The 12,876-nt window shown below is 69.3% G+C and carries 12 protein-coding genes; 7 read left to right on the plus strand and 5 right to left on the minus strand.

All coding sequences use genetic code 11. The annotated features are described in order from the left end of the window. Positions 1–363 precede the first annotated feature (363 nt). Both EOW65_RS19580 and EOW65_RS19585 read left to right on the plus strand, forming a co-directional pair. Positions 364–1,578 (plus strand): GTP-binding protein, encoded by a 1,215-nt coding sequence (locus tag EOW65_RS19580; protein WP_128152326.1) that lies wholly within the window; start codon positions 364–366, stop codon positions 1,576–1,578. Positions 1,579–1,630: 52 nt separating this feature from the next. After that, positions 1,631–2,083 carry a response regulator gene (locus EOW65_RS19585; protein ID WP_240664804.1) on the plus strand — a complete coding sequence of 151 codons (453 nt, stop codon included), beginning with the start codon at positions 1,631–1,633 and terminating at the stop codon, positions 2,081–2,083. Between the two features lie 2 nt (positions 2,084–2,085). On the opposite strand, the gene cls is transcribed toward EOW65_RS19585, so the two are convergent. Genes cls through EOW65_RS19600 form a run of 3 tightly spaced genes read right to left on the minus strand, consistent with a single transcriptional unit; the run spans position 2,086 to position 4,833 of the window. Then, complete coding sequence (gene cls / locus EOW65_RS19590; RefSeq protein WP_128152328.1) at positions 2,086–3,516, minus strand: cardiolipin synthase; 1,431 nt, start codon at positions 3,514–3,516, stop codon at positions 2,086–2,088. A 25-nt stretch (positions 3,517–3,541) separates the two neighbouring features. Further along, positions 3,542–3,880: a chaperone modulator CbpM gene (locus EOW65_RS19595; RefSeq protein ID WP_164880174.1), complete on the minus strand. Its 339-nt coding sequence runs from the start codon at positions 3,878–3,880 to the stop codon at positions 3,542–3,544. Continuing rightward, positions 3,880–4,833 carry a DnaJ C-terminal domain-containing protein gene (locus tag EOW65_RS19600; RefSeq protein WP_128152332.1) on the minus strand — a complete coding sequence of 318 codons (954 nt, stop codon included), beginning with the start codon at positions 4,831–4,833 and terminating at the stop codon, positions 3,880–3,882. Before EOW65_RS19600 ends, EOW65_RS19595 begins: the two co-directional genes overlap by 1 nt. Before the next feature lie 174 nt (positions 4,834–5,007). Here EOW65_RS19600 and EOW65_RS19605 point away from each other — a divergent pair, with 174 nt between their 5' ends. Continuing rightward, positions 5,008–6,207 (plus strand): hypothetical protein, encoded by a 1,200-nt coding sequence (locus EOW65_RS19605; protein ID WP_128152334.1) that lies wholly within the window; start codon positions 5,008–5,010, stop codon positions 6,205–6,207. Between the two features lie 19 nt (positions 6,208–6,226). Here the strand turns inward: EOW65_RS19605 and EOW65_RS19610 are convergent, their stop codons facing one another. Beyond that, complete coding sequence (locus tag EOW65_RS19610; RefSeq protein ID WP_240664805.1) at positions 6,227–6,787, minus strand: NADPH-dependent FMN reductase; 561 nt, start codon at positions 6,785–6,787, stop codon at positions 6,227–6,229. A 31-nt stretch (positions 6,788–6,818) separates the two neighbouring features. Then, positions 6,819–8,246, minus strand: a complete 1,428-nt coding sequence (locus tag EOW65_RS19615; protein WP_128152338.1) for an MATE family efflux transporter — start codon at positions 8,244–8,246, stop codon at positions 6,819–6,821. A 236-nt stretch (positions 8,247–8,482) separates the two neighbouring features. Between EOW65_RS19615 and EOW65_RS19620 the strand changes: the two genes are divergently transcribed. From EOW65_RS19620 to EOW65_RS19635, 4 genes are all read left to right on the plus strand, one after another. Further along, positions 8,483–9,571: an HlyD family secretion protein gene (locus EOW65_RS19620; protein WP_128152340.1), complete on the plus strand. Its 1,089-nt coding sequence runs from the start codon at positions 8,483–8,485 to the stop codon at positions 9,569–9,571. Continuing rightward, positions 9,568–11,118: a DHA2 family efflux MFS transporter permease subunit gene (locus EOW65_RS19625; RefSeq protein WP_128152342.1), complete on the plus strand. Its 1,551-nt coding sequence runs from the start codon at positions 9,568–9,570 to the stop codon at positions 11,116–11,118. The genes EOW65_RS19620 and EOW65_RS19625 overlap by 4 nt, the downstream gene beginning before the upstream one ends. 9 nt (positions 11,119–11,127) lie before the next feature. Beyond that, positions 11,128–12,606, plus strand: coding sequence for an efflux transporter outer membrane subunit (locus EOW65_RS19630; RefSeq protein WP_128152344.1), 1,479 nt, complete (start codon positions 11,128–11,130; stop codon positions 12,604–12,606). 144 nt (positions 12,607–12,750) lie between these two features. Beyond that, a partial coding sequence (locus EOW65_RS19635; RefSeq protein ID WP_164880105.1) for a cytochrome ubiquinol oxidase subunit I occupies positions 12,751–12,876 on the plus strand: 126 nt, incomplete at its 3' end.

The raw sequence follows: 12,876 nt of genomic DNA on the forward strand, positions 1-12,876 counted from the left end.
TGCTCGCCGCAATCCCAGCCAGCGCATCGCCAGACCGATCCGGCGTCGCCGCCGCCATCACCGCCGCCAGCGTCGCAAAGCCAAACCGCTCTCCCCGTGCAACCGACTGATATCCCATCACCGCCTCGTGCCGTTCGGGGACGCGCCGCGGCACGTCCGTTTCCGTCTTTTCTCTAGGGGCCGCGCCCGCGGATGGCGAGGGCCGGGCGGGCAAGCGCCCCCCATGCTCCCCGAGAATGCCGCGAGTTTCATCACCTTGCAAAGGGGCGCGCAGCGGGAATGCGCCCCGGCCCACAAGGGCAGGATTGCGTCTTCGGCCGGCGCGATGTAGTTACGTTATATCATAACATTTATGAGGCCCCCATGACCCGCCCCAGCGACACCCGCCTTCCCGTCACCGTGCTTTCGGGCTTTCTCGGTGCCGGCAAGACCACGCTTCTGAACCACGTGCTGAACAACCGCGAGGGCCGGCGCGTCGCGGTCATCGTCAACGACATGTCCGAGGTGAACATCGACGCCGATCTGGTGCGCGACGGCACCACGCTCGACCGCGCCGAGGAGAAGCTGGTCGAGATGACGAACGGCTGCATCTGCTGCACCCTGCGCGACGACCTGTTGCAGGGCGTGCGCAAGCTGGCCGAAGAGGGCCGCTTCGATTACCTGCTGATCGAGGGCACCGGCATCGCCGAGCCCCTGCCCGTCGCCGCGACCTTCGACTTCCGCGACGAAGCGGGCGCAAGCCTGTCCGACATCGCGCGGCTCGACACGATGGTGACGGTGGTCGATGCGATCAACCTGACGCGCGACTTCTCGAGCGCCGATTTCATCGGCGACCGCGGCGAAAGCCTGGGCGAGGGCGACACGCGCACGCTGGTCGACCTGCTGACCGAGCAGATCGAGTTTGCCGATGTCGTGGTGCTGAACAAGGTCGGTGACGCCGGCCCCGCGCGGCGCGCGGCGGCGCGCAAGATCGTCAAGGCGCTGAACCCCGATGCGAAGCTGATCGAGACGGATTTCAGCGTCGTCGCGCCCGACGAGATCCTGAACACCGGGCGCTTCGATTTCGACACCGCCGCCGAGCATCCGCTCTGGGCGAAGGAGCTGTACGGCTTTGCCGAACACGTGCCCGAGACCGAGGAATACGGCATTTCCTCCTTCGTCTACCGCGCCCGCCTGCCCTTCGACCCGGGCCGCATCCACGCGGTGCTGACCGGCGATCTGCCCGGAGTGATCCGCGCGAAGGGGCATTTCTGGGTCGCGACACGGCCGGACTGGGCGGCGGAATTCTCGCTCGCCGGAGCCGCGGCGACCGTGCGCCCGCTTGGCCTGTGGTGGGCCGCCGTCCCGCGCGACCGCCGCCCCGCCCATCCCGAAGCCCGTGCCGAGATTGCCCGGAACTGGGTCGAGCCCTGGGGCGACCGGCGTCAGGAACTGGTGTTCATCGGCGCCGGACTCGACCGGGCGGCGATCACCGCGGCGCTCGATGCGGCGCTGCTGCCGACCGAGTTCTTCCTGCCCGAGGCCTGGGTCGATCTGACCGACCCCTTCCCCGCCTGGGATCAGCGCCGCGCCGGCTGAGCGCCGCCGGTTCCGCGGCGGCGATTGCCTTCCGCCACGGAACCGGCTTAACATGGCTGTCAGTTTTCAGGCGCGCGCCGCACAGCGTGCGATCGAACGGGATTGGAGAGGCTGGGGCATGGCGGATCTGCACGAGATCATGCATATCGAGGACGACGCCGACATCCGGCAGATTGCGCGGATGTCGCTCGAACTCGTCGGCGGCTTCTCGGTGAACCAGTTCGAGGGCGGCCAGCCCGCACTCGATGCGGCCCCCTCGCTCAAGCCCGATCTGATCCTTCTCGACGTGATGATGCCCGACATGGACGGCGAGGAAACCTTCCACCGCCTGCGCGAGATCCCGGGTTACGCTGCGGTGCCGATCATCTTCGTCACCGCCAAGGCCTCGCGCGCCGATTTCGACCGGCTGCGGGAGATCGGCGCGGCAGAGGTGATCCTGAAGCCCTTCGACCCGATGTCGCTGCCCGACCAGATCCGTGAGATCTGGACCCGCGTCACCGCCTGAGGTCACAGGATCGGGGCGAAAAGCCGCGCGATCGGGGCGGCAAGGCGCAGCGCGGGCCGGGCCTGCGCCAGGGGTCCCTGCCACAGCGGCGCCGCCTCGAAATCGCGCTCCAGCATCTGCGCCACCCGCCCCGCCGTCTCTGGATCGAAGATCACCGCGCTCGCCTCGAAGTTCAGCCGGCAGGACCGGCTGTCGAGATTGTGGCTGCCGATCGCGGCAATCTCGTCGTCGATCAGCACCACCTTCTGGTGCATGAAGCCCGCATCATAGCGGTGCACCCGCACGCCCGAGCCGCGCATCTCCTCGAGGAAGGCGAAGCCCGCCAGCCAGACCAGCCAATGGTCCCGCCGCCCCGCCATCAGCACCCGCACGTCGACACCGCGCAGCGCGGCCAGCCGCAGCGCCTGGCGCAGCCCGGTGTCGGGGGTGAAATAGGGGGTGGCGATCCACAACCGCTTGCGGGCCGCGGTGATCGCCTGCGCGAAATAGAGCGTGCCAGTCTCCTGCGGGTCGGAGGGCCCCGAGGCCAGAACCAGCGCCTGCACCCCCTCGGGCACATCACGCGGGGTCCAGTCGAGCGCCGGCAACTCGCCCGTCGCCCAGTGCCAGTCCTCGGCGAAATGGAGCTGCAGCTGGGCCACCGCGCCGCCCTCGATCCGCACCATCGTGTCGCGCCAGGGGCCAAGCCGCGGGTTGCGGCCGACATATTCGTCGCCGATGTTATAGCCGCCGGTGAAGGCCACCTCGCCGTCGATCACCGCGATCTTGCGGTGATTGCGGAAATTCACCCGCAGCGGCGCCAGCGCGCGCGGCGGGTGGCGGGCGTGGAAGTTGGTGATCTCGACCCCCGCCTCGCGCATCCGCGCGACATAGCTGCGGTGCAGCCCATAGCTGCCGAAGGGGTCGTAGAGCACGCAGACCCGCACCCCCTCGCGCGCCTTGGCGATCAGCGCCTCCTGCAGCGCTCGGCCAAGCCCGTCGTCGCGCAGGATGTAGGTCTCGATCAGCACATAGCGGCGCGCGGCGCGGATCGCGGCGAAGAGGGTCTCGAACACCTCGGCGCCATCGGTGAGCAGCGCAACGCGGTTGCCCGAGGCGGCCATGCGGCCGGCGATCGCCTCGAAGCCTGCGCGGATGCCCTGCGTCTCGGGGGCAAGCACGGGCGGCGGCGGCGCGGCCTGCGGCGCCTCGGCCACCCGGGCGGCCAGTTCCGACAGCTGGCGGGCGCGGATCATCGCCGGATAGCGGAAATCGCCGAAGATCAGATAGGCCGGCACGCCCACATAGGGCAGCGCCAAAAGGAATACCGTCCAGCCGACTGCGCCCTGCGGCGTGCGGGCAAAGCGCATCGCGCGGAATGCCAGCAGGACCGCCGAGCCGTGCAGGGCCAACAGCGCCGCGGTGACGAGAAAGGCGAGGGCCTCGCCGTTCATCCGCCCGCCCTGCCCGGGCCGCGGCTCATGCCACCCCGTCGCCGTGCAGCGCGCGCAACCGCGCAATCACCGCGTCGCAGACCACAGGCCCCTCGGCACCGAGCGCGGCGTCCAGCGCCCGGATGCGCCGGCGCAGCGCACTGACCTCGTCGATGAGACCAAGGATCAGCGGCACCGCCTCGTCGTTGACCTCCATATCCTCGGTCAGCTCGACGATCAGGCGCAGCCGCGCAAGGTCGGTTTCGTCATAGGCGGGGCCGGCCTCGGACAGGCGCGGCCGCACCCAGGCCCGGGTGACGCACAGGGTCAGGCGCTCGGCGCTGAGCCGCCCGATCCGGTCCAGGATTTCGGCTTCAGTCATCATCAGCGCTCTCCCTTCCATCCGGCGCGCGGGTCATAGTGATGCTTCGCCCGCCAGGCCTTCACCGCCTCGGCGAGCGCCACGTCCTCGGGCTCGGGCAGCACGATCTTCAGCGTGATGCGCAGATCGCCCGGCGTGCCATGGGCACGCTGCACGCCCTTGCCGCGCAGCCGCATCACCCGGCCCGAGCTCGAGTTCGCCGGCACCTTCAGCTTGACGCGCCCGCCCGGCACCGGCACCTCGACCGGACCGCCCAGCACCGCCTCGTCGATCGAGATCGGCAGCTCCATCAGCACGTCGTCACCGTCGCGGCTGAAGACCGGATCGGCCGCAACCGAGATCCGCACCAGCGCATCGCCCGCCGGCCCGCCATTCACCCCCGGCCCGCCGCGGCCGGCAAGGCGCAGGCTCTGACCGTCCTCGATCCCCGCCGGGATCGTCAGCTCGACCCGGCCGACCTCGGGCAGGGTCACCGTCTTCTTCGCGCCGGTGATCGCGTCAAGGAAGTCGACCTCAAGGTGGAAATGCAGATCCTGGCCCCGCATCTTCATCTGCTCGAACCCTCCGCCGGCACCGCCGAAGCCCCGCCCCGCGCCACCCTGCGCGCGGAAGGCGCGCGAAAAGATGTCGCCGAGATCGTCGAAGCCCCCCTCGTATTCATAGCGCTGCGACGGGTCGTTTTCCGCATAGGAACGGTAATATTGCCGCTGCGGCTTTTCCTGCCCGCTCGCGTCGATCTCGCCCGCGTCATAGCGGCGCTTCTTCTCGGGGTCGCGCAGCAGGTCATGGGCCGCCGACACCTCCTTGAAGCGCTCGGCTTTCTTCGGGTCGCCGCCGGTCAGGTCGGGGTGCAGCTCCTTCGCGAGCTTGCGATAGGCTTTCTTGATCTCGGCTTCCGTGGCCGTCTTCGCCACGCCGAGCACTTCATAGGGGTCTCTGACGCTTGTCTCTGCCATGGGGGTTCGTCCAATTCCTGCGCCGCAACAGGCGGTTGTGCCCAATATAGGCATCGCTCCCCCGGCCCTGCAACGTGCACGCGAAGATCGGGGCCGGAATTCCCGCGCGACATTTCGGCCTTGATGCGCCCGGGCCAAGACGGCACGGAGGAGGAGGCAGACCCCGGAGGCCCCGTGACCGACATCGCCATCCTTCTTGTGACACTGCTTGCAGGCGCCATCGTGCTCTGGCCGAAGCTGGCGCACCGGCCGCGCTGGCGCGCGATGATCACCCCACTCGCCTCGATCATCGGCTCGGGGTTCCTGGTGCTCGGCCCGGTGCTTGATGCCTCTTTCGGGGGCTATGCGCCGCTGGTGATGGCGGGGCTGTGCGCGATGGCCTGGGCCTTCGGTGCGGCGATCCGCTTCAACATGGCCGAGGACGATCCCGGCATCGCGCACGACCCGCTGCCGCTGCCGCATCTTGAAACCGCGGCCTCCTGGGCGCTTGCCTTCTCCTACATCATCTCGGTCGCCTATTACCTGAACCTGTTCGGCGCCTTCGCCGTCAGCCTGACGCCCTTCGACAATCGGGTCTGGGCCGACACGGTGACGACGGCAATGTTCCTCGTCATTCTCGGCATCGGCTGGTCGGGCGGGTTTCGGGTGCTCGAACGGGTCGAATACCTGTCCGTGGCGATCAAGCTGGCGATCATCGCCGGGCTGCTGACCGGGCTTGGCGCCTATTTCTGGTCGAAGGCCACGGCCGGCGCGCTGGACTTCATCGCGCCCGAGCGCACCGGCTGGAGCGCGCTGACACTGGCCTTCGGGCTGATCATCACCGTGCAGGGCTTCGAGACCTCGCGCTATCTCGGCGCGAGCTACGACACCCGCATCCGGATCGCCTCGATGAAGCTCGCGCAGGGGCTGTCGAGCGCAATCTACATGGTCTATGTCGTGCTGCTCGCCTATGTCTTCGCCCGCTCCGAGCTGAAGCTGACCGAGACCGCGATCATCGACATGATGCGGGTGGTCTCGCCGATCCTGCCGGGGATGCTTGTGGCGGCGGCGCTGGCGGCGCAATTCTCGGCGGCGATTGCCGACACCTCGGGCGCGGGCGGACTGTTCGCCGAGGTCACGCACCGCCGGCTGAGCCCGCGCAAGGCCTATGCGCTGCTGGCCGCCTGCGGCATCGCCCTGACCTGGAGCGCGAATGTCTTCGAGATCATCAATTACGCCTCGCGCGCCTTTGCCGGCTATTACGCGCTGCAAGCGCTGATCGCGGCGGCGAAGGCCCATGCGCGGCACCGCTTCGGCCCGCGCGCGCTTGGCTTTGCCGCGCTCGCCCTGCTCGGCGCGGCAATCGTGGTCTTTGGCGAGGCGGCGGGGGGCTGACCCCGCCGCCCGCTTCCGTTCAGCGCAGCGGCTTCAGCCCGGCGGCCCATTTCGCCAGTTCCGCAACCATCGCGTCGGCGCTTTCCACATGCGGCTTCTCGGCCTCGAACACCCCGTCCTTCAGATGACCGAAGACCATCGGGATCACCACCTGTTCGGGCACCGGCATCACCTTCAGCGTGGTCAGCATCGTCTTCGCCGTCTGCACCGAGCGCAGCCCGCCCGAAATGCCGCCATAGCTGACGAACCCCGCGGGTTTGTAGCCCCATTCGGAATAGAGGTAGTCGACCGCATTCACGAAGGCCGGCGGCGCGGTGAAATTGTATTCCGGGATCACGAAGACGAAGGCGTCCGAGCCCTCGACGATAGCGCTCCAGCGCTTCGTGTGCTCCTGCGTGTATTTCTTCATCCGCGGGTGGTTCGGCTCGTCCAGAAGCGGCAGGTTGACCTCGGCAAGGTCGGTCAGCACCACCTCGTCGAAGCCGCCCTTGTTCGCCGCCGCATGGGCGAAGAACCAGTCCGCCACCGGCTTGCCGTTGCGGCCCGGGCGGGTCGAGCAGATCACCACGTTCAGTTTCATCGACATCTCCTGACAGTTGGGGAGGGAAAAATCATTCGCGACCGGGCCGGGCAGGGTCCGCCCCGGCCCGGGCCAGCTCTTCGGCGGTGCCGTCAAAGGTCATCACCGGGGCGCCGCGCCAGCCGCCGTGCAGATAAAGCAGGCTCGCCATCAGCAGCGTCGACAGCATCGAGGCCGGGAAGGACAGCCACAGCGCATCGGCGCCAAGCCAGCGCGACAGACCGAAGGCAAAGCCGAGCCGCACCGGATACATCGAGATGAACAGGATGATCAGCGGCCAGACCACCTGCCCGTTCGCCCGCACCGTGCCGAACAGCACCATGGTGAAGCCGAAGGCGATGAAGCCCCAGGTGGCGATGCGGCCGATGTGCTGGCCGATCGGGATGGCCGGGCTGCCGGCGCCGAGGAAGATCTCCATCGCCTGCCGGTCGGCGGCCATCAGCACCACGACGAGCGTGCCGGTCAGCAGGAAGTTGAACAGAAGGCCCGAGCGGGTGATCCGGCTGACCCGGTCCCAGCGGCCTGCACCGATGTTTTGCGCGGCCATCGCGCTCACCGCCGCGCCAAGCGCCATCGCCGGCATCTGCACATAGGTCCACAGCTGCTGCGTCGCACCGAAGGCCGCGGTGGTGTCGACGCCATGCGCATTCACCAGGCTCAGCATCGTCAGCATCGAGGAGGAGACAACGATCATCTGCACGCCGATCGGAAGGCCCTTTTCCAGCAGCAGCTTCAGCACCGACAGATCCGGGCGCAACAGCCGCAGCTCGGCGCCGCGCAGCCGGAGCGGCAGGTCGCGGGCATAGATGTAGATCAGCATGCCGGCGAGGCTGATGACATTCGCCACCGCCGTCGCCAGAGCCGAACCGCCGATCCCCATCGCCGGGATGGGACCAAGGCCCAGGATGAAGACCGGGTTCAGCCCGATGTCGAGCACCACGGCGAGCGCCATGAAGATCAGCGGCGTCAGCGAGTCGCCCGAACCGCGCAGCGCCATCATCAGCATCGTCTGCATCAGGATCGCCGGCATCGCGACGAAGATCACCCGCAGGAAATCGAGCGCCAGCGGCGCCGTCTCGGCCGGGGTGCCCAGGAGCGCCAGAAGCTCGGGCGCGAAGATCCAGCCCAGCACCGCCACCGCCATCGCCACCGGCACGAAGGTGCCAAGCGCCGTGCCCACCACCTCGCGCGCGGCGCGGATGTCGCCGCGCCCGATCGACTGGCCAATCAGGATCGTCGCCGCCATGCCGAAGCCGAAGACGAAGGAGGTGAGCAGGAACATCACCAGATTGCCGTTCGTCGTGGCGGCCAGCGCATTCTCGCCCAGAAGCCGGCCGATCCACACCGCGTCGATCGAGCCGTTCGCGGATTGCAGCACCGAGGAGCCGAGGGTGGGCAGGGCAAAGAGCAGAAGCGCCGCGTTGATCGGGCCGGTCGTCAGGGAATTGCGGCGGGGCATCCGGCACCTTTCACGAGAACAGACCCCGCAAGTGTAGGGCTTTCGTCCCTGTTGTCACCCATGCGGCCCGCGCCGTCCAGCGCGTCGCGTCGGGAACGCCGGACCACGCGACCCCACGTCACCGCCCACACTGCGGCGCTGCGGCGATCAAACCGTGGCGAGCCATCGGCCTGCATGCTACGCAAGGGTGTATTCCCGGCCCCGCGCCGGGGCCGAAGGGATGGATTGACCCGGGAATGACCTTGCAAGACAGCACCGACAGCGGCACCGCCCCCGCCACCGAAGACTGGCGCAAGTATCGCGGCAAGCTGACGTTTCTGGCCCTTGCCGCCCTCGCCGCCACGCTCTGGTGGGGATACGGCTACTGGACCGAGGGCCGTTTCATCGAAGAGACGAACGACGCCTATCTGCAGGCCGACAAGGTGGCGATCGCGCCGAAACTTGGCGGCTATGTGGCCGAGGTGCTGGTCGCCCACAATGCCCGGGTCGCGAAGGACGCAGCCCTCGTGCGCATCGACGATGCCGATTACCGGGTCCAGCTTGCCCAGGCCGAAGCGCTGGTCGCGGCGGCCGGGGCCGATCTGAACCGCGCCGAGGCCGAGGCGGCCCGTGCCGCCGCCGCCATCGCCCAGGCAAAGGCCGGCAAGGCCGCGGCCGAGGTCGATGCGGGCTTTGCCGAAAGCCAGATCGCCCGTTACACCCCGCTTGCGGCGACCGGCGCCGCCACCGCCGAACAGATGTCGCAACTGGCGAATGCGCGCGCCAAGGCCGCGGCGCAATTGCAGGTGGCGCAGGCGCAGGTCACCGCCGCCGAGGCCGCCGCCCGCACCGCCACCGCCGCCATCGGCCAGGCAAAGGCCGCCATCGCCCAGGCCGAGGCCGCGCGCGACAAGGCCCGGCTCGACCTGAAGAACACCGTCGTGCGCGCGCCCTTTGCGGGCATCGTCGGCGACCGCACGGTGACGCCCGGCGCGCTTGTGGGCGCCGGCACGCAGCTGATGACGCTGATCCCCGAAGACCTCTACCTCGTCGCCAATTTCAAGGAGACGCAGGTCGGCGCGATGCGCCCGGGCCAGAGCGTCGAGATCGACGTCGACGCACTGCCGGGCCATCCGCTGACGGGCAAGATCGAAAGCCTCTCGCCCGGCACCGGCGCGCAATTCGCGCTGCTACCCGCACAGAACGCCACCGGCAATTTCACCAAGATCGTGCAGCGCGTGCCGGTGCGGATCGCGATCACCCCCGATCCGGCGGTGCAGGACCGGCTGCTTGCGGGCCTGTCGGTCACCGCCAAGGTCGACACCCGCAGCGGGGCCGCCGAATGAGCCAGAGCGCGGCTCAGGCCGTCGCCCCCACCCGGGCCGATGCGCAGGCCTGGCTCTCGGTTGCGGCGGGCACCATCGGCGCGCTGATGGCCACCCTCGACATCTCGATCACCAATGCCGCGCTGCCGGTGATCCAGGGCGAGATCGGCGCCAGCCCGACCGAGGCGACCTGGGTTTCGACCGCCTATCTGGTGGCCGAGATCGTGATGATCCCGCTCACCGGCTGGTTCAGCCGCATCTTCGGCATCCGTGATTTCCTGCTGCTGTCGACGGTGCTCTTCACCGCCTTCTCGGTGATGTGCGGGATGTCGTCGTCGCTGACGATGATGATCGTCGGCCGCATCGGGCAGGGCTTCTTCGGCGGCGCGATGATCCCAACCGCGCTCACCATCGTCTCGACCCGGCTGCCGCCCGCGCAACAGCCGATCGGCATCGCGCTCTTCGGCATGACGGCGGTGCTCGGCCCGGTCGTCGGGCCGCTGCTCGGCGGCTGGCTGACCGAGCATGTGAGCTGGCATTACGCCTTCTTCCTGAACATCCCGGTCGGCGTCGGCCTCGTCGGGCTGCTGTTCTTCGGCCTGCACAAGGAGCGGCTCAATCCCGCCGCCTTCTGGCGCGCCGACTGGCTGGGCATCTTCGGGCTATCGCTGGCGCTTGGGGCGCTGACCGTGGTGCTCGAGGAAGGGCAGCGCGACATGTGGTTCGACTCGCCCCTGATCCGCGGGCTGAGCGCGGCGACGGTGCTCGGCGTGATCGCCCTGATGATCGGGCAGAAACGAGCGGCCGAGCCGGTGATCGACCTGAGCATCCTGAAGGGGCGCGCCTTCTTCGGCGTCTTCGTGCTCAGCCTCAGCCTCGGCGCCGGACTTTATGGCGTGCTCTACCTGATCCCGCAGTTCCTCGCCGCGGTGCCCGGCTACAACGCCCAGCAGTCGGGGGTGATCGTGCTGATCTCGGGCGTGCCGACAATGATGATCATGCCGTTCTTCCCCTGGCTCGTGCGCCATCTCGACCTGCGCCTTGCCGTCGCCGGGGGGATGGCGCTCTTCGCCTGGGGCTGCTGGGTCGACATCACGCTGACCGCGCAATCCTCGGGCGATGACTTCACCCTGTCACAGGTGCTGCGCGGCTTCGGTCAGGGCTTTGCGCTTTTGTTCCTCAATCAGGCCGCGGCCAGTTCCGTGCCGCCCGAGAAGGCCGAGGATGCCTCGGGTCTGTTCAACGCCGCGCGCAACCTCGGCGGTTCGGTCGGGCTGTCGATGATCGCCACCTTGCAGGACCGCCGCGGCTCGTTCCATGCCGAGCGTCTGGCCGAGGCGCTCCCCGCCGGCTCGCCGCAATTGCAGGGGCTGCTGCACGGCGATGGCGGCACGCCGCAGGCGCTCGCACTGAAGCTTCAGTCGGCCGCCCGCGTCATCACCGAACAGGCGCTGGTGATGACCTTCAACGACCTCTTCTACGTCTTCGCCCTGCTGCTTTTCGTCTGCATTCCGCTTGCCGTGCTGCTGCGGCCGTTGCCGAAGGGCGCCGGCCTCGCGATCCATTAGGTGCCCCCGATGCGTTCCCTGCCGCTTCTCCTCTGCCTTGCCGCCTGCGCCCCCCTCGGCCCCGACTATCAGGGCCCGCCGGTCGTGGCGACCCTCGCCGCGCGGTTCCAGCACGGGCAGGCGGCAACGGTGGCGGCCAATCCGCCGGCCGAGTGGTGGACGGGGTTCAACGATGCCGAGCTGACCCGGCTGATCGCCCGCGCCCGCGCCGACAGCCCCGCGCTCGCGGTCGCCCGCGCCCGGCTCGCGCAGTCGCGCGCGGCCTATGCCGGGGCGGTGGCGAACCTGAACCCGGCGGGCGCGGTGCTGGGCGGGACGCTCGACACCCGGATCGGCACCGGCGAGGCGGGGGGCAGCGTGCTGGTGCCCGGGCTGCCGCTGACCCTGCCCTCGGATGTGCAGAACGACGTCTATTTCACCGGCTTCGATGCGAGTTGGGAGACGGATCTTCTGGGCGGCAAGCGTCGCGCGGCCGAACGCGGCCGGGCCCAGGCCGAGGCCGCCGAGGCCGCCTTCGCCGATGCGCAGGTGCAGCTCGCCGCCGAGGTCGGGCGCGCCTATGTCGCGCTGCGCGGCGCGCAGGACGCACTCGCCATCACCCGCCGCTCGGTCGCGCTGAAACAGCGCGGGCTGACGCTCAGCGAGGATGCCGCGACGCAGGGCGTGACGAATGCGCTCGACATCGCCCGGCTGCGCGCCGATGCCGCCGCGACCGAGGCGCAGATGCCGCTGATCGAGGCGCAGGTCGACGCGCTGACGGCGCAGCTGGCGGTGCTGACCGGCACCACGCCCGCCGCGCTCGCCCCCGAGCTCGCCCGCCCCCGCGCGGTGCCGCGCCCGCCGCGCAAGGTGGCGATTGGCAATCCCGCCGACATGCTGCGCCGCCGCCCCGACATCCGCGAGGCCGAGCGCCGCCTCGCCGCCTCGAGCGCCGCGATCGGCGAGACCGCCGCCAGCTTCTTTCCGAAGATCACCTTCATGGGCCTCGTCTCGACTGCCGGCGGCACCCCCGGCGCGGTGCTGCGCTCGGACGGGCTCGGCCTTGCCGTGGGCCCGGTGCTGCAATGGAACGCGCTCGATTTCGGCCGCAAGGATGCGGCACTCGCGCAGGCGGCGGGGCTGCGCGACGAGGCGCTCGCGGGCTATCGCCAGACGGTGCTCGCCGCACTCGCCGATGCCGAGGGATCGCTCTCGGCCTTCGAGAAGCGCCGCGCCTCGGTCGCACGCCTGAGCACGGCCAGCACCGAGGCCGCGAAGGCCACCGAACTTGCAGCGCAGATGACCGGCGCCGGCACGCTCTCGGTGATCGACCAGCTCGACATCCAGCGTGCGCAGCTGCAGATCGACCTGGCCCTCAGCCAGGGCCGGACGGAACTCGCCACCGCCTATATCGGCCTGAACAAGAGCCTCGGCCTCGGCTGGTCCCCCGCCCCGCCTCCCCTGCCCGTGGCCGAGGTGGCACAGGCCGCGATGGCAAAGGCCCCCTGAGCGCCCCGCCCCCTTTCCCCGCCCCTTGGACAATTTGCCCACCTGCGGCAAGGCGCAGGGGCGCAAGTCGCGCCGTTTTGACCATGATGCCCGCAGCTGCCGCCTCCCCCCGGGAGGGCGGCGCATCAGGTTGGAGAAAGACGGATGGACCTTGATATTGTGGAGCTGTCGCGACTGCAGTTTGCGATGACGGCTCTGTATCACTTCCTCTTCGTGCCGCTGACGCTGGGATTGTCGATCCTGGTTGCGATCATGGAGACGGTCTATGTG

Origin of the sequence: Paenirhodobacter ferrireducens (assembly GCF_004022265.1) — a bacterium.
In the GTDB taxonomy this organism is placed as follows: domain Bacteria; phylum Pseudomonadota; class Alphaproteobacteria; order Rhodobacterales; family Rhodobacteraceae; genus Rhodobacter; species Rhodobacter ferrireducens.